General features: G+C 56.2%; 18 protein-coding genes. 12 read left to right on the top strand and 6 right to left on the bottom strand.

The features are described 5' to 3' along the window. The 3 genes from B3520_RS00875 to B3520_RS00865 all read left to right on the top strand — a co-directional run. On the top strand, window positions 1-716 hold a 716-nt coding region (locus B3520_RS00875), incomplete at its 5' end, for a helix-turn-helix transcriptional regulator (RefSeq protein ID WP_286875108.1). Further along, on the top strand, window positions 713-1,585 hold the full coding sequence (locus tag B3520_RS00870) for an alpha/beta fold hydrolase (RefSeq protein ID WP_286807014.1): 873 nt from the start codon (window positions 713-715) through the stop codon (window positions 1,583-1,585). The genes B3520_RS00875 and B3520_RS00870, both read left to right, overlap by 4 nt. A 101-nt stretch (window positions 1,586-1,686) precedes the next feature. After that, on the top strand, window positions 1,687-2,496 hold the full coding sequence (locus tag B3520_RS00865) for an ATP-grasp domain-containing protein (protein WP_286807013.1): 810 nt from the start codon (window positions 1,687-1,689) through the stop codon (window positions 2,494-2,496). A gap of 12 nt (window positions 2,497-2,508) precedes the next feature. On the opposite strand, the gene B3520_RS00860 is transcribed toward B3520_RS00865, so the two are convergent. From B3520_RS00860 to cobA, 4 genes are all read right to left on the bottom strand, one after another. After that, a complete protein-coding gene (locus B3520_RS00860; protein ID WP_286807012.1) occupies window positions 2,509-3,153 on the bottom strand; it encodes a flavin reductase family protein in 645 nt (214 codons plus the stop codon). A 144-nt stretch (window positions 3,154-3,297) separates the two neighbouring features. Then, window positions 3,298-3,651, bottom strand: coding sequence for a nitrite reductase small subunit NirD (gene nirD, locus B3520_RS00855; RefSeq protein ID WP_024462039.1), 354 nt, complete (start codon window positions 3,649-3,651; stop codon window positions 3,298-3,300). Window positions 3,652-3,694: 43 nt separating this feature from the next. Beyond that, window positions 3,695-6,238 carry a nitrite reductase large subunit NirB gene (gene nirB / locus B3520_RS00850; RefSeq protein WP_286807011.1) on the bottom strand — a complete coding sequence of 848 codons (2,544 nt, stop codon included), beginning with the start codon at window positions 6,236-6,238 and terminating at the stop codon, window positions 3,695-3,697. Window positions 6,239-6,309: 71 nt separating this feature from the next. Then, the gene (cobA, locus tag B3520_RS00845; RefSeq protein WP_286807093.1) at window positions 6,310-7,131 is read right to left on the bottom strand and encodes a uroporphyrinogen-III C-methyltransferase; all 822 of its coding nucleotides are present in this window, start codon (window positions 7,129-7,131) and stop codon (window positions 6,310-6,312) included. A 446-nt stretch (window positions 7,132-7,577) separates the two neighbouring features. Here cobA and B3520_RS00840 point away from each other — a divergent pair, with 446 nt between their 5' ends. After that, on the top strand, window positions 7,578-10,283 hold the full coding sequence (locus B3520_RS00840; protein ID WP_286807010.1) for a nitrate reductase: 2,706 nt from the start codon (window positions 7,578-7,580) through the stop codon (window positions 10,281-10,283). A gap of 323 nt (window positions 10,284-10,606) precedes the next feature. Here B3520_RS00840 and B3520_RS00835 read toward each other — a convergent pair whose 3' ends face one another. Beyond that, window positions 10,607-10,900, bottom strand: a complete 294-nt coding sequence (locus B3520_RS00835) for a type II toxin-antitoxin system RelE/ParE family toxin (RefSeq protein WP_286807009.1) — start codon at window positions 10,898-10,900, stop codon at window positions 10,607-10,609. Continuing rightward, on the bottom strand, window positions 10,900-11,139 hold the full coding sequence (locus tag B3520_RS00830) for a type II toxin-antitoxin system ParD family antitoxin (protein WP_286807008.1): 240 nt from the start codon (window positions 11,137-11,139) through the stop codon (window positions 10,900-10,902). Before B3520_RS00830 ends, B3520_RS00835 begins: the two co-directional genes overlap by 1 nt. A gap of 151 nt (window positions 11,140-11,290) precedes the next feature. Between B3520_RS00830 and B3520_RS00825 the strand changes: the two genes are divergently transcribed. The 8 genes from B3520_RS00825 to B3520_RS00790 form a co-directional block, all read left to right on the top strand. Continuing rightward, window positions 11,291-11,542: a hypothetical protein gene (locus tag B3520_RS00825; protein ID WP_286807007.1), complete on the top strand. Its 252-nt coding sequence runs from the start codon at window positions 11,291-11,293 to the stop codon at window positions 11,540-11,542. Window positions 11,543-11,663: 121 nt separating this feature from the next. After that, window positions 11,664-12,503, top strand: coding sequence for a restriction endonuclease (locus tag B3520_RS00820; protein ID WP_286807006.1), 840 nt, complete (start codon window positions 11,664-11,666; stop codon window positions 12,501-12,503). 89 nt (window positions 12,504-12,592) lie between these two features. Beyond that, window positions 12,593-13,582, top strand: a complete 990-nt coding sequence (locus B3520_RS00815; protein WP_286807005.1) for a hypothetical protein — start codon at window positions 12,593-12,595, stop codon at window positions 13,580-13,582. 87 nt (window positions 13,583-13,669) lie between these two features. Further along, complete coding sequence (locus B3520_RS00810; RefSeq protein WP_286875106.1) at window positions 13,670-13,933, top strand: hypothetical protein; 264 nt, start codon at window positions 13,670-13,672, stop codon at window positions 13,931-13,933. Window positions 13,934-14,002: 69 nt separating this feature from the next. Then, window positions 14,003-14,389, top strand: coding sequence for a hypothetical protein (locus B3520_RS00805; RefSeq protein WP_286807004.1), 387 nt, complete (start codon window positions 14,003-14,005; stop codon window positions 14,387-14,389). Window positions 14,390-14,603: 214 nt separating this feature from the next. Then, a complete protein-coding gene (locus B3520_RS00800) occupies window positions 14,604-14,882 on the top strand; it encodes a type II toxin-antitoxin system RelE/ParE family toxin (RefSeq protein ID WP_286807003.1) in 279 nt (92 codons plus the stop codon). Next, complete coding sequence (locus B3520_RS00795; RefSeq protein ID WP_286807002.1) at window positions 14,882-15,175, top strand: HigA family addiction module antitoxin; 294 nt, start codon at window positions 14,882-14,884, stop codon at window positions 15,173-15,175. Before B3520_RS00800 ends, B3520_RS00795 begins: the two co-directional genes overlap by 1 nt. A 40-nt stretch (window positions 15,176-15,215) precedes the next feature. Further along, on the top strand, window positions 15,216-15,399 hold a 184-nt coding region (locus B3520_RS00790), incomplete at its 3' end, for a SulP family inorganic anion transporter (RefSeq protein WP_286875104.1).

Genomic DNA, 15,399 nt, shown 5'->3' with positions numbered 1-15,399 from the left:
GCCCCCGCCGTGCCGGGCCTTTCTCCCGCTCGGAACAGCGCGAACTGGATATCTTTTATCCCCACCTGAAACGCGCCGCCCGCATGATGCAGTTAATGGGGGAGTTTGAAGTCGTGTTGGGGCAGGCGAGAGCCGCGCTGGATTGCCTGCCTTACGGTGTCTGGCTGGTGGACCGGCAGAGGCGTTGTCAGTGGTTCAACGCTGTGGCGGAAGAGGCGATGCAGACGCATGTCTATGGCCTTGGGCTCAGCGGCGATCGGTTGCAGTTGCGGGATGCCATGGAAGAGTCCCGGTGGCGATCTGTCTGTGACCGGGTGAGCCGTGGTGATATCAGCGCCGATGTGATGCCCCTCGGCCACTCCGGCGCCACACTCGTGGCCATGCAGTATCGCCGGCCGTCGGCCCACGCACTCATGGGCCCCGAGCAGGAGGCGCTATTGGTGTTTCTGTTGGATCCGGAGCGACCGGTCAAGCCCAACGCCCAGCGCCTTCACACCCTCTATGGCCTGACCCAGGCGGAGATTCGTCTGCTGGGGGAATTGTTGCGCGGCTATGAGCTGTCCGAGATCAGCGCCTGCCTGAATCTGTCCATTCATACCGTGCGGGCCCAGTTGAAATCGGTCATGCGCAAGGTGGGCGTTACCCGCCAGGCGCAATTGATCCGCAAGCTGTTGATGGTGTGTGCGGCACTGCCATCGGATGGAGACGCGCATTGACCATCGAATGCTGTATTGACCGACCGGATGGGCGTCGCCTGCGGGTGCTGGAGCAGGGAGCACCCGACGCGCCGGTCTGGATTTACCTGCACGGGCTTCCGGGGTCGGCGGATGAAGCCCGGTTGCCGGAGGCTGTTGCGGAAAAGGTCCGATTGTTGGCGTTTGATCGTCCCGGTTTTGGTGGATCCACCTCATGCCCCGAGTATACCCTGGCCATGCTCGCAGAGGATATTGGCGCGATCGCTGATGCGTATTCGGTGCCGACGATCCGCTTACTGGGTTTTTCGGCCGGCGGTCTCTTTGCCCTTGCCGCGGCCCGAGTGCTCGGCGAGCGGGTGTCCCGGATGGTATCGGTGGGGGCGCCGGCGCTGCACTGGTTGGATGATCCCGATCGGGAAGCGGCGGCACTGACCGCCGGTGCCTGGCAGGGCGCCCGGGACAATCCGGCGCAGCTTGCCGAGTCCCTGACCGCTCTGACCGGCGACGGAGCCACCTTGCAGGAGGCGATGCGCAGCAGCCTGTCAGCGGAAGATCTTGCGGTTCTGGATGAGTCCGATACAAAACACCGGTTCGCGCAGACCATGACACAAGCCACCCGACAGGGGCCGGCTACATCGGCGTCGGCCCTTTCCCGTGAACTGCAGTTGATGGTGTCACCCTGGCGCTATGAACTGGAGACGCTACCGGCATCGGTCAACTTTATCCATGGCGATAGCGACCAGTTGCTCACCGTGCGCCACCTGGAGGCTCTTCACCAGAGCTGTCCTCACAGTCGCGCCGTTATTTTGCCGGGAGAGGGGCATTACTCGCCCCTGCTGGGACCCGGCGCGTCGGCATTATGGACCGACTGGATTCTGGAAAACGCCTGACAACAAAAGCCTTGAGCGGTAATAAAACTGCTTGTCAAAAGCGACACGTTGAGGGCAAAATTCGCGCCTCCTGCGGCTCGCCGTTTCTTTGAGTCTTTGTCATGCGTTTCGCCAGTTTCGATGTGTTTCGCACTCTGGGGTTTCCCGATACCCGCCATTTCAAACCCGACCACCTGTTCCGCCATCAGTCCGAGCTGAGTGCGGCCGAGTGGATATTGTTTCCCGAGTACTGGCAGATCAATGCGTTGATCTACGGCATGGGCTGCCGGGTATTTCCCAGCCAGGCCAGCTATCTGTTGGGGCACAACAAAATTGAAATGACCCGGGCATTTCAGACCGTGGCGCCGGCCCATGTACCGTTGACCCACATTCGCGCGAATACCCCGGACAATGCCGAGGAACTCTGGCAGGAGATGACTCACCCGTTTGTCGCCAAGCTCGCCAAAAGCAGTATGGGAGAGGGCGTGTGGTTGATCGAAGAGCGGGATCAATGGCGCGAGTATCTCGGGCGGACCGACACCCTCTATGTGCAAGAGTGGCTGCCCATCGATCGGGATGTGCGGGTGGTGGTCGTCGGGGATCAGGTGCTGGCGGCCTACTGGCGACTGCAATCCGGGTTCAGTTTTCACAACAATGTGGCGCGTGGCGGGAGTGTGGATTACAGCCCCGTGCCCGCGGTGGTGGCCGACCTGGCGCTGTCGGTCGCGCGAAAGCTGGGGGTGGATCACGCTGGGTTTGATATTGCTCTGGTGGGCGATCATCCCTACTTGTTGGAATTCAACCGCCTGTTCGGCAACCAGGGTATTCCGGGCGGCGGCCAGCGTCTGCGCGAGGCGATTCTGGGCTATCTGGAGCGTCAATCCGCACAGAATGACGGCCCCAGTCGCCCGCCGGAGCCGGTAGCGGCATAACGGCGTGTTGGTTTATTCCAGCGCGCGTGTCGGCTCATCCGGCTTGGCGTAGGCCAGCCGCTCCAGGCGCTCGGTGCGATGGTAGCTGTCCAGCCCGGAAATGGTCACCGCGTCCAACGCTTCGATATCCACGTAGCCGTCCGGTTGAATCACATTCGGCTCCACATGCACTGCGACGATTTCACCGACGATAAAATCGGTGTTGTTGGACTCCAGGTGTTTGCACTCCAGCAGTTTCAAGCCGATCTTCAGGCGGCTCTCGCCGACATAGGGGGCCGGGTGATCTTCCAGATAGCTTGGTTTTAACCCGGTGGCATCGAATTCCGATTGCCCGCGAAGGTAGCGAGCGGAGGTTTGATGGGCCGGGCGGATCATGCCGCCATGCACCTGATTCAGGGTGTAGTAACCGGTGGCCAGAATATTTCCCACGCTGTGCCGCTCTACCGTGCGCGGGCGCGTCACCATGCCCATCAGCGGTGGATTGGCCCCCAAATGGATGACCGAGTTGACGATTGCCAAATTGGGGTGGCCGTCCTGGTCCACAGTGCCGACCAGATTGGCGCTCTTGAAGCCCGCCAGGGAGTTGATGAATTGCGCGCGGTAGCGCTTTTCCATCTGCTCGATGCTCGGGCGGTCAAAGTACAGGGAAGAAGTCATAGTCGCTCCACAATGGCTTGTGGAAACACTATACGACAAGGTGGGGGCAATGGGTCAAAAAAAGGGGGTGGTCGGGGCCACCCCAAAGGATCGACTTCATGAAGCAATGAAGAAGAAGGGGAAATGCTATTTGGCAGAAACGCGTCAGACCTGAATGCTGACCACACCGTTTTCCACGCGAACCGGGTACACCGGTACCGAGTGGGCGTCGGACTCCAGGCACTCGCCGGTGCGCAGATCGTAGTGCTCCTTGTACAGCGGTGAGGCCACCACGGTGCGCTCGCCCAGGGAGCCGATAATGCCCCGGCTCAGGACGTTGGCTTTGCCAACCGGGTCGTAGTTGCCGATGGCAAAGACTTCATCGAGGGTCTTGCTGTAGAAAATTGCGACCTGCTTCTGATGGATCAGGGCGCACAGGCCGCTGTTGGGTTGCAGGTCGGCTTTGCTGCATACCTCAACCCAGGTCTGTTCCACTTTCTTGGCGACGGCGGTATTCATGGTGATGCTCTCCTTAAAGGCAATCGGTCATTGAACACAAACTTCAGGAATTGATTTCCACTAACGGGATGCGGTTCTTGCGCTCCTCGTCGGTGGCGGGGCGACGCTGACCGCGCTCGGCCACATAGGCGAGGTTGTCATCGATCTCGTCACTGTTGATAAAGTGGCGGAAGCGCTTGAGCTTTTCCGGATCTTCCAGGGTGGTCTTCCACTCGCACTGGTAGTTGGCCAGGTTGCGGGTCATGTCATCTTCCAGCTCCCGGCCGATATTCAGCTTGTCTTCAATCACCACTTCTTTCAGGTAATCCAGCCCGCCTTCCAGGTTCTCCATCCACACCGAGGTGCGCTGCAAGCGATCGGCGGTGCGGATGTAGAACATCAGAATCCGGTCGATGTACTGAATCAGCGTGTCGTCGTCCAGGTCGGTGGCGAACAGGTCCGCGTGGCGCGGACGCATGCCGCCGTTGCCGCAGACGTACAGGTTCCAACCTTTTTCCGTGGCAATTACGCCGATGTCTTTCGACTGGGCTTCGGCGCATTCGCGGGTGCAGCCGGATACGGCAAACTTGATTTTGTGCGGTGCGCGCAGGCCCTTGTAGCGGTTCTCGATGGCGATGGCCATATCCACGCTGTCCTGCACCCCGTAGCGGCACCAGGTGCTGCCCACACAGGATTTCACCGTACGCACGGATTTCCCGTAGGCGTGGCCGGTTTCAAAACCGGCGTCGATCAGTTTTTTCCAGATGATCGGCAACTGGTGCAATTGCGCACCGAACAGGTCCACCCGCTGACCACCGGTAATCTTGGTGTACAGGTTGAACTCCTTCGCGACCTCACCGAGCACGATCAGCTTTTCCGGGGTGATTTCGCCCCCGGCCACTCGGGGCACTACGGAGTAGGTGCCGTCCTTCTGCATATTGCCCAGATAAATGTCGTTGGTGTCCTGCAGGCCCAGGTGTTCTTCCTTCAGAACGTAATCGTTCCAGAAGGAGGCGAGAATCGAACCGACCGTGGGCTTACAGACTTCGCAGCCCAGGCCCTTACCGTGACTCGCCAACAGCTCGTCAAAGGTTTTGATCTGTTTGACGCGCACAATATCGGCCAGCTCCTGGCGGCTGTACTCGAAGTGCTCGCACAGGTGGTTGTTCACCTCCACACCCAGGGCGCTCAGCTCGGCGTCCATCACCTGCTTGGTCAATGCCGCGCAACCACCACAGCCGGTGGCGGCGCCGGTGCAGGACTTGATGCCGCCCATATCGGTACAGCCATTCTGCACCGCATCGCGAATCGAGCCTTTGGTAACGTCGTGGCAGGAGCAGATCTGGGCCGTGTCGGGCAGGGCATCCACACCCATGCCCACCGGTGCCTCGCCGTCGGTGGCGGGCAGAATCAACTGCTCCGGTGAAGCAGGCAGGTCCATCCCGTTCACGCAGATCTGTTGCAAGGTACCGTAGGCGTCGGTGTCGCCCACCAATACCGCCCCCAGCAGTTTCTTGCCGTCTTCGGAGACGATCAGGCGTTTGTACACTTCGGCCACACCGTCGCTGTAGGTATAGCTTTGGGCGCCGGGTGTCATTGCCAGGGCATCGCCGACACTGCCCACGTCCACGCCGAGCAGCTTGAGCTTGGTGCTCATGTCGGCGCCGGTGAAGGATTGCTCGGCGCGGCCCTGAATATGCTCAACGGCAATTTTGGCCATCTGGTAACCCGGGGCCACCAGGCCGAAAATCTGGTTGTTCCACAGGGCACATTCGCCAATGGCGTAGACGTTGTCCGCCGAGGTCTGGCAGTGGTTATTGATGGCGATGCCTCCGCGTTCACCCATTGCCAGGCCCGCCTGCTTGGCGAGTTCATCCCGCGGGCGAATACCGGCGGAGAAAATCACCATATCGGTTTCCAGGTGCGAGCCATCGGCGAAGTTCATCCGGAAGCGGCACTCATCACCTTCGATAATTTCCTTGGTGTTCTTGCCGGTGTGCACACTTACACCCAGTTTTTCGATTTTCCGGCACAGCAGTTGGCCGCCGCCTTCATCCAACTGACGGGCCATCAGACCATTGGAAAATTCCAGCACGTGGGTTTTCAGGCCCAGGTTCTTGAGCGCATTGGCCGCTTCCAGGCCGAGCAGACCGCCGCCGATGACCGCGCCCACCTGACTGTTCTGGGCCGAGGCGGTAATGGCTTCCAGGTCTTCAATGGTGCGGTACACCAGGCAGTGATCCTGATCCCCACCGGGGATGGGGGGCACAAACGGATAGGAGCCCGTGGCCAACACCAGCTTGTGATAGGCCTCGGTACGGCCGCTCGCCGTGGTCACCGTCTGCTCGTCCGGCTGGATGCTCACCACCTTGTCGTTCAGGGTGTACACCACGCCGCGCTCGCGGTAATCGTCCTCGGTGGTCAGCGCCAGATCCTCGACCGTCGAGCCGTCAAAGTAGCTGCTCAGCTTGACCCGGTCATAGGCCAGGCGCGGCTCTTCGGAAAAGGTGATGATCTCGTAATCACCGGCGTTCTCCACACTCAATAAAGTGTCGATAAACTTATGCCCGACCATGCCGTTGCCGACCACAATAATGCGCTGTTTCATAAAACCACTCCTGACTAAACTCAAAATTCTGATTCCGGTTTTACCGGTATTGGTGGATGACGGCCTTCGGCCTACGCAATCGACCGCTGCTGCGCCTCACTCAAAAACTGCTCCGGCGCCAACTGGTCCGCCAACCGGACCACATCCCCCACCACAATCAACGCCGGGGATTGCACGGCTTTGCGCTCGGCGGTCTCGGCCAACGCTTCCAACGTGGTGGTCAACACCCGCTGATTCGCCCGGCATCCGTTTTCAATAAACGCGGCGGGCGTATCGCCACTCAAACCGTGAGTCATCAATTGCCCGGCAATCTCTTCCGACCGGCTCACGCCCATATAAAAAACCAGGGTGTGATTCAACTGCGCCAGCGCCGGCCAATTGGCGGTCACTTCGGTTTCGCCGTGGCCGGTCACCAAGGTGCAGCCCTGGGATACGCCGCGATGGGTCAAGGGCATATGGGCGCTGCTGCTGCAACCGGAGGCGGCGGTAATACCCGGTACCACCTCGGCGTTCACACCGGCCTGGCGCAGGGTCATCAGTTCCTCACCGCCGCGACCAAACACAAAGGGGTCGCCGCCTTTAATGCGGCATACGGTTTTGCCCATCAGTGCCTGGTCCACCAGGCGCTGATTCAGATCGTCCTGCGCAATGCTGTGATGATTTTTCGACTTGCCGACATAAAGTGCGGGGGTGCCGTTCGGAAACAGCGCGCGAATATCCGCACTCACCAACTGGTCGTAAAAAATGATGTCCGCGCTTTCAATCGCGCGCAGCGCTTTCAGGGTCAGCAACTCGGCATCGCCGGGACCGGCACCCACAAGCCATACTTTCCCGGTTGATGCGGGAGTCGAGCGGGTCGGCTTGGCCGAGGGAATCAAAGGTTCAATGTTCATGGAGTTCATAACGGTTGCCCTGAAAAATCATTTTACGAATGCATGGTTGGGCTAGAGCAAAGACAGTGCCATTCACTGACAAACCCCATGAAAAAGTTTATAACCCCTTATTTTTCATGCGCTTAGCGGGCACACATTCTGCAGCGCGGGATTTTTATGCGTTACAAGTTCACGCGAAACGAGCACCACGGACGTGCAAAGGTGCGCTGAAATAATGCAAAACGGTGAAGGCGGGCTATGAGCAATTTGCGTTGAAATTGTGCAAGTGGTGGTGCGTCGTGCGCCATACCGGTGCTCTTGCAGATTTTTCGTTGGAATGAGTGCGTGAACTGAGGTGAATTCGGCCGAACGACCGACATTTAATGGCAGGAAATGAAATTGGCGTGGCGATTGCAGTACTTGAAGGCGTGATGACAACAAACACTTTCTATATTGCAGGTTGATCCATGACAGTTCATCGGTACGAACCCATTCCCACCGCCCAAGCCGAGTCCACGGTACAGACCACCTGTGCCTACTGTGGTGTTGGCTGTGGCATAAAGGCCACGGTGAATACCGAGGAACGGAAGGTGTTGATCGAGGGAGACGAGACCCATCCGGCCAACCTGGGGCGGCTCTGTTCCAAAGGCCTGGCGCTGGGGGAGACCCTGGTGGACACCGGTCGACTGCTCCACCCGAAAGTGCACGGCGAACAGACCAGTTGGAATCACGCGCTGCAGACTGTGGCTCAGGGTTTTGTGGATACCATTGTCGAGCACGGCCCGGACTCGGTGGCCTTTTATGTGTCCGGGCAACTGTTGACCGAAGACTACTACCTGGCCAACAAGTTGATGAAGGGCTTTATCGGCAGCGGCAATATCGACACCAATTCCCGCTTGTGCATGTCCTCCAGCGTGGCCGGGCACAAGCGCGCCTTTGGCAGCGATACGGTGCCGGGCTGCTACACCGATCTGGAACAGGCGGACATGATCGTGCTCACCGGCTCCAATCTCGCCTGGTGCCACCCGGTATTGTTCCAGCGTATCAAGGCCGCCAAACAGCAGCGCCCTCATATGAAGGTGGTGGTGATCGACCCGCGCCGAACCGACACCTGCGATATCGCCGACCTGCATCTGCCCATTCATCCGGGAACAGATGTGGCGTTGTTCAATGGCCTGCTCAGTTATCTGGCCCAACACAACGCCATTGACGAAGACTTTGTCCAGGCCCATACCGAGCATTTTACCGAAGCCCTGGTGGCCGCCATGGAAGACGCTGGTCAGCGCCCGGTGCTGGCCGAACAACTCGGCGTGGCCGACTATCAGTTGGAAACCTTTTTCCAGTGGTACGCCCAGACCGAAAAAACCGTCACCGTCTATTCCCAGGGGGTGAATCAGTCCACCGCCGGCACTGACAAAGTCAATGCCATCATCAATTGTCACCTGGCCACCGGCCGTATCGGCCGGGCGGGCATGGGGCCGTTCTCCGTCACCGGCCAGCCCAATGCCATGGGTGGCCGTGAGGTCGGCGGCTTGGCGAACACCCTGGCGGCCCATATGGAGTTTGACCACCCGGAGCATTGGCAACTGGTGCGGGACTTCTGGAAAGCGGACAACCTCGCCACCCGTCCCGGCCTGAAAGCCGTGGACATGTTCGACGCCGTCGCCTCCGGCAAAATCAAAGCCATCTGGATCATGGCCACCAACCCGGTCATGAGCCTGCCCAACGCCGACAAAGTCAAGCAGGCCTTGAAGGACTGTCCGTTGGTAGTGGTGTCCGACTGTATTGAAGACACCGACACCACGCGCCTGGCCGACGTGCTATTGCCCGCCGCCGGCTGGGCCGAAAAATCCGGCACCGTGACCAACTCCGAGCGGCGCATTTCCCGCCAGCGGGCCTTGCTGCCGCCCCTGGGGGAAGCAAGGCCGGACTGGTGGATCATCGCCGCCGTGGCCAAACAGATGGGTTACGGTCGCGCCTTCGACTACGCCAGCGAAGCCGAAGTGTTCAGCGAATACGCACGCCTGACCGCCACCGACAATAATGGCACCCGGGATCTCGATCTGGGTCACTATAGTCACTTGACCCTGAATGACTACGACAGCCTGCCGCCGCGGCAATGGCCGCTGCCGACGAAAGCCCCGTTGCCCGATGGCGACCAGCGCCTGTTTGGCGATGGTGTGTTCTTTACCCCCTCCGGCCGGGGGCGGTTCGTGTCGGTACGCTATCGCGCACCGGCCACCCAGGTGGATAGCCACTACCCGCTGACCCTGAACACCGGCCGCATCCGCGACCAATGGCATAGCATGACCCGCACCGGCCTGGCCTCGCGCCTGTGCGGCCACCTGCCGGAGCCGTTTATCAGCATTCACCCCAAGGATGCCGGGCGCTACCAATTGAAAGATGGTGCTCTCGCCGATGTCACCAGCCGACAGGGGCAGGCGCGGGTGCGAGTGCAGCTCACCGATCAGGTCAACCTGGGTGAAGTCTTCATGCCCATGCATTGGAACGATGTACACGCCAGCCGCGCCCGGGTGGCCGCCCTGGTAGGTGAATACGTCGACCCCACCTCCGGCCAGCCGGAAAACAAATACACCCCGGTTCAGGTCCAGCCCTGGTACGAACAGGCCGAAGCCCTGCTGGTCAGCCGAACCCCACTGCCCGAACTGGACGCCGACTACTGGGCCATGCGCCGCGTCAACGGCGGCTACCTCTATCGCATCGCCAGCGAACAGCACCCCACCGACCTGGATAAACAACTCCAGGGCCTGTGCCAGCAAGGGGACCAACAGCTCGCCTTCGGCCACCCCGAGCGCGGCGAATTCCGGCGCGCCTTTGTGCGCGAAGGCCAACTGCATATCGCCTTCTCCGTCGCCAAACAATTTGGCACCCGGGATTTCAGTTGGCTCGGCGACCTGCTCGAAGGCGACTTCGCCGCTACCGCCATGCGCGCCCTGCTAAGCGGTAAACCGGATCAGCAACAAAGCCAGGGCAAACTGGTGTGCGCCTGCAAACAGGTGGGTTACAACACCCTGTGCAACGCTATCCGCGAAAAAGGCATCGACACCGTCGACGCCCTCAGCGCCGAAACCACCGCCGGCACCGGCTGCGGCTCCTGCCTGCCGGAGCTGGAGCAGATTATTGCCAGGGAGCGTGCGCACGAGGCGGCCTGAACTTAAAGCCAGGGACGGTTAAATTCTGACCAATCCATACAGTATATTGGCAGCCGAGCCAAAATCGGGCACACTTTGTAAACCGAGCGCGCTCGTTTACACACCGTGGCTCATAAAAAAGACAATAAATTCAATGCATTACCAAACCGGGCAGTGAATTAACGCGCACCGCCCGTCAGAAAAACGCGCATGCACGCTTTTTCACCCTGACAACTTGGATGTTCAGCATGAAAATACCCGAATATCAGATAGTTGCGAAAAGCTCTTCGAGTGAATGCTCGGAGGGATATTGCGCATGCGCGATATACAAATGTTATGAGGCTCTAAAGGTGTGATGCCACATCCATACGCTTGTGGAGTATTCGAATTATGTCGATGCTGGAGTCGGTGCCAAGACGAAAGAAAATAACGTGGCTACCTTCAGGGTACTTGTAGTACGCCTGCCTAATTTCGTCACACTTGCGGCCAAGAGATGGGTTTTCGGCTAGCGCGTGGAAAGTAGAATCCAGTTGCTTGAGGTAAAACTTGCGTTGATCTCGCCCCCAGGTCGCCTCGGTGAAACGTGCGATACCAATCAGGTCTTCCTTGGCTTTATTGGTAACTTTGAAGGTGGGCATTAATGAGCTTCGCTGTCCAATTCATCCATAAGGGAATGGTAGCTGTAATCGGAAAATCCGCTACGCTCCCCCTCGATCAACAACTTACGGAGATGTACCCGCTTGGCGTCAGTTTCCTCAAGCATTCTAAGGCCGGCCCGGATAACCTCGCTAGTGGACCCGTAGCGCCCGCTTTGGAGTTGCTGGGCAATGAACTCGTCAAAATGCTCCCCAAGGGATATGCTGGTGTTTTTGGCCATGGCAGGGCTCCTAGTACCAATATGTGGTATTTAATGGTACTGCCTCATAACAATCGCGTCAACCCGGACTGCCAAAGCCTGCGCCGCTTCGCTATGCAGCCTTTGGCAGCCGGTTACGCGGGGCGTTATGTGATATACGAAGAGAACCAATATGAGTAACTCTAAGGTCAAAAAAGGTGACTGGATAACCGTCGGATCTTCTAATATCAGTGCCTACGTGTTTAATGTTATCTCAGACACTGAAGTTTCTGCTGGTTACTATCAGAACCAACGTAAGGCTATAAAAGAGGACTTCGTATGGGATGGGGAATGTTGGCAATTTAAACACCAAGGCCCCAATGGCAGCTACTTGCGGGGCGAAGAGGAAGCAATCGTCAAAAGAGGTCCTCGAAGTAGTCCATGAAACACATAACCAAGCGCAGCACTACGCAGCCTGCGGCTGCCGGACACTCGCAAGCTCGCGCCGGTGTGCGCGGGCGTTATGCACCAGATATCCCCACCTCAAAATACTTTAAGGAAGTAACGTGGCTGACGAAAATATCGAGTATGAAAAGCTCACACAGGAAATCTATCAGGCTATAAATTCTGCGGAAGGTGTTAAAAATATAGAGGTCAAACACAACATCAAACTCGCTGGGAAATCAGGGTGTAATCATCAGATTGATGTTTACTGGGAGTTTGAGATGATGGGTGAGAAGCACCGAGTTGCCATTGAGTGTAAAAATTACTCAAAGGAGGTGTCTGTTGGCAGAGTTAGAGATTTCTTCGGTGTGCTACATGATGTTGGTAATGTTAAAGGTATTTTCATTACAAAAAAAGGGTATCAGAGCGGAGCAGTAAAATTTGGGGAGCACTATGGGATATCTCTTAAAGAACTACGTTTTCCATCTCAAAGTGATTGGGAAGGACGAGTTAAAGACATCGGGATTAAAATGTCTGTTTTCTCTACAGATATAAAGCAGCGAAATATTGATATTGATATGGATTGGTTGTTTAAAAATACGGCTTATAAAGAAGGTGACCAGGTTGATTTATCTGGAATGGCTGACGATATCAAAATTGTTGACGCTGAAGGTAACAGTATAACCGACTTTCACACTATTGAAAGTGCGCTACCACACGAGTGGAAAGAGGAAGTGACAAGAACGCATGAGGAGAAATTTACTGATGCATTTTTAAAATCCCCAAAGGGAGAGTTGTTTAAGATAAACGGAATTTCATATGTTTACGATGTCAACTCTGAAACTGAAGAGTCTGTGACCGAGGGAGAAAGGATTGCGAAGGCAATCTTAAGGGATGTCACTTCTGGGAACATAAAATTTTATGATACACAGGGCAATGTTAGAGACGTAAGAAATGCATAACAAGGCGCTGCTACGGGAAATTTACTCGCCAGCGCTCCCAAATTTCTGCAGAGCGCGGCGTTATGCGATGCATCAGCCCAGAGGTACCGATGAACATCATAGGTAACGACCTCCCGACAATCTATGCCGATATGAATTTGTATCGCTACGTTGCCTACGGCGAAGTTGAGGTTGCGGATTTCGAGAGTTTCAAATGGGTATACTCTCATGTGCACCTCGACGAAATGGCCCGTACAGGGAATACCGATGCTTTAGAGGGTATGCGACTGCTGGGTGCAGTTGAGGTATGCGATGTCTTGGATAAAAATTTTGCCTCTGTGGGGAATGTCGTCCTTAATGGGTATGTTGATCCCGACGAGCGCTATCGACAGCACTTAGAGGCCGTATCTGGCTTTGAAGATTCGGATAGTACATCGGTAGAGGTCTTGCTCAGAATTTTTGGCGCCGACAACTTCGCTGAGCTTTCACTAACTCCAGAGATGTTGCGTGAAGAAGTGGATCGACTAACGGGCGATCTAGAAGATGGCCAGAGGTCCTCTCTGCTAGATCAAGCCGACTCTGCGGCCGTTGAGTTTCAGAAAACTATAGATGTGCATATGAGTGAAAGGCAGCCTATAGATAGAACCAGACTAGCCATGGGGATAAATAGCGGAGATCGACACAAGGCAGAAGCATGCGAATCTCCGATCGAAGAGATTTGGAAGATTATCGAACCGGCCATGGGCGAAGTAACTCTAGATCAATTCTTTGGCTTCACTCCCCACCCAGCTTTGGCTGAGATACCACATACCCAGCATGGTATCTTAGGAGGTGCGCATATCATCCTGAACTTGCTGGGAATCAGTCCAGATCGCGGTATGGCCAAGCGGGACAAAATTAGAAATATCATGTCGGATAGCCAACATTTGGGAATGGCTTCATATTGCAATGCCTTAATATCTTCTGATAAGCGGTTTATTAATAAGGCACGAGCAATATACACATATGTAAAATCCAAAACTAACACTCTACATATTCCATATGACCCTGAAGGTATCACGGTTTATATCGGAACTCGGGAGGCAGAAACTGGTGCATAACCATGCGCAGCACTACACAGCCTTCGGCTGTCGGACGCTCGCAAGCTCGCGCCGGTGTGCGCGGCGTTATACAGAAGAGGAGGCCAAATGAGTGCGCAGGATAAAGCACCTCTTTACCATGCGAAGCGAGAGCTGGTCGCCGCACAAAGAGCGATCGAGCGCATGGGGCAGGCCTCCTCGCTTGAGGATCTAGAAGACGAATGGAAGGCCTATCTCACCGCAATTGAGAAGTGCTGGATTAAAGTCGAGAGAGCCTGTCAGCACATTCGAAACAAGTTCCAACCATGGCAGGGACAGTACGCGAACGAGAGAAGAAAAGACCCTCTCTTAAAGTATCTCCTGAATCCGTGAAGCCGGCNNCTCGCAAGCTCGCGCCGGTGTGCTTGGCGTTAAATTTGTCGATCGCTTAAAGGCTTTTACATGGAATTTAAAGAAGAGGCTCAGATAGAGCAGTTCCGGTCCGTGATTGCGGTTGGTGCATCGGCATTGAAAAGCGCGCTTTTAATAAATGGTGGTGGAGTCATAGCCGTACTGACATTCCTCGGGAATCAAAAGGATCAGCAAGGTTTTGTTTGGTTTGTATCTGCTATGTTCGTAATGTGTGGCGGCATCTCTCTGGCCGTTTTTGGTAATATTCTTGCCTACATAGCGCAAATTAAGCATCTAAACCAGCTAAAATCTAAGAGTCCTGGCGATCCAGCCGGTACACCTTGGGGGTATGCGGCGGTCACGCTAATTGTAATTTCGGTGGTTGCGTTCATAGGTGGGGTCATACTTGCATCGTTTGGTTTCGTACAAAAAATTTAACAAAGCGTACCAGTTCGCCGCCGCAAGCGGCGGCAGGACGCTCTGAACCTGCACCACTTTGACGGACATTACACCCCTTTAACAGGAGTGTAGCCCACTGTCCGTCAAAGTGGTCCAGGTTCGGTCGCTGGGACGCTAACCCGCTGCGCGGCTCGTCGCCCGTGGTTTGCGTTTATCGGATTGACACCGTTGCGCAACACGCTACAATCATCCCATGGTCAAGTCATTCAAACATAAGGGACTAAGGCGCTTCTACGAGACCGGTAGCGCTCGGGGCATCCAGGCCAAGCACGAGAAGCGCCTTCGAATGCAACTGGCAGCGCTGGATACCGCCAAGGAAATCAATGACTTGGATGTCCCTGGCTATAAGCTTCACCCTCTTAAAGGTGATAGGAAGGGCATCTGGGCGATTACCGTTAATGGGAACTGGAGACTGACGTTTGAATTCTCCGACGGTAATGCCTACGTACTCGATTATGAGGATTACCACTGATGAAGATGTATAACCCCCCTCATCCCGGCGAATTCATTCTGGCTACCTATATGGAGCCTTTTGGCCTTAGTTGTCGTTACTTGGCAGGGCGACTGGATGTATCGCCGTCTACTTTAAACCGCTTGCTCAAGCAGCAAAGCGGTATTAGCCCGGAGATGGCGCTGCGTCTCTCCAAGGCTTTGGGCCGGACCCCTGAAAGTTGGCTGGCGATGCAGGACATGTATGACCTCTGGATAGCAGGTAAAAGCGTTAAGCTCGACAAGGTCCAAAAAGTTGACCTTGATGCCGCATAAAACCAAATAACTTCACCTGCTGAGACGGAGATGCAAGTCAATGACGTATGGTTTTGTCAACCAACTCTTTAACCAGATCAACCTCAAAAACCTGCGGGGCGATGTTTTTGGTGGTCTGACCGCGGCCATTGTCTCACTGCCGATGGCCCTTGCATTCGGGGTTGCCTCAGGCGCAGGTGCGGAGGCTGGCCTTTATGGGGCAATTTGTGTAGGGCTCTTCGCTT

Source organism: Marinimicrobium sp. UBA4509 (genome assembly GCF_002388575.1).
Lineage (GTDB): Bacteria > Pseudomonadota > Gammaproteobacteria > Pseudomonadales > Cellvibrionaceae > Marinimicrobium > Marinimicrobium koreense.
This window is presented reverse-complemented; position numbering and strand designations above follow the sequence as displayed.

Coding starts and splice junctions, on each gene's coding strand:
- cobA (WP_286807093.1), bottom strand. CDS start 7,131: ATGAACATTGAACCTTTGATTCCCTCGGCCAAGCCGACCCGCTCGACT.
- B3520_RS00840 (WP_286807010.1), top strand. CDS start 7,578: ATGACAGTTCATCGGTACGAACCCATTCCCACCGCCCAAGCCGAGTCC.
- nirB (WP_286807011.1), bottom strand. CDS start 6,238: ATGAAACAGCGCATTATTGTGGTCGGCAACGGCATGGTCGGGCATAAG.
- B3520_RS00805 (WP_286807004.1), top strand. CDS start 14,003: ATGGAATTTAAAGAAGAGGCTCAGATAGAGCAGTTCCGGTCCGTGATT.
- B3520_RS00810 (WP_286875106.1), top strand. CDS start 13,670: ATGAGTGCGCAGGATAAAGCACCTCTTTACCATGCGAAGCGAGAGCTG.
- nirD (WP_024462039.1), bottom strand. CDS start 3,651: ATGAATACCGCCGTCGCCAAGAAAGTGGAACAGACCTGGGTTGAGGTA.
- B3520_RS00815 (WP_286807005.1), top strand. CDS start 12,593: ATGAACATCATAGGTAACGACCTCCCGACAATCTATGCCGATATGAAT.
- B3520_RS00795 (WP_286807002.1), top strand. CDS start 14,882: ATGAAGATGTATAACCCCCCTCATCCCGGCGAATTCATTCTGGCTACC.
- B3520_RS00830 (WP_286807008.1), bottom strand. CDS start 11,139: ATGGCCAAAAACACCAGCATATCCCTTGGGGAGCATTTTGACGAGTTC.
- B3520_RS00865 (WP_286807013.1), top strand. CDS start 1,687: ATGCGTTTCGCCAGTTTCGATGTGTTTCGCACTCTGGGGTTTCCCGAT.
- B3520_RS00860 (WP_286807012.1), bottom strand. CDS start 3,153: ATGACTTCTTCCCTGTACTTTGACCGCCCGAGCATCGAGCAGATGGAA.
- B3520_RS00825 (WP_286807007.1), top strand. CDS start 11,291: ATGAGTAACTCTAAGGTCAAAAAAGGTGACTGGATAACCGTCGGATCT.
- B3520_RS00835 (WP_286807009.1), bottom strand. CDS start 10,900: ATGCCCACCTTCAAAGTTACCAATAAAGCCAAGGAAGACCTGATTGGT.
- B3520_RS00800 (WP_286807003.1), top strand. CDS start 14,604: ATGGTCAAGTCATTCAAACATAAGGGACTAAGGCGCTTCTACGAGACC.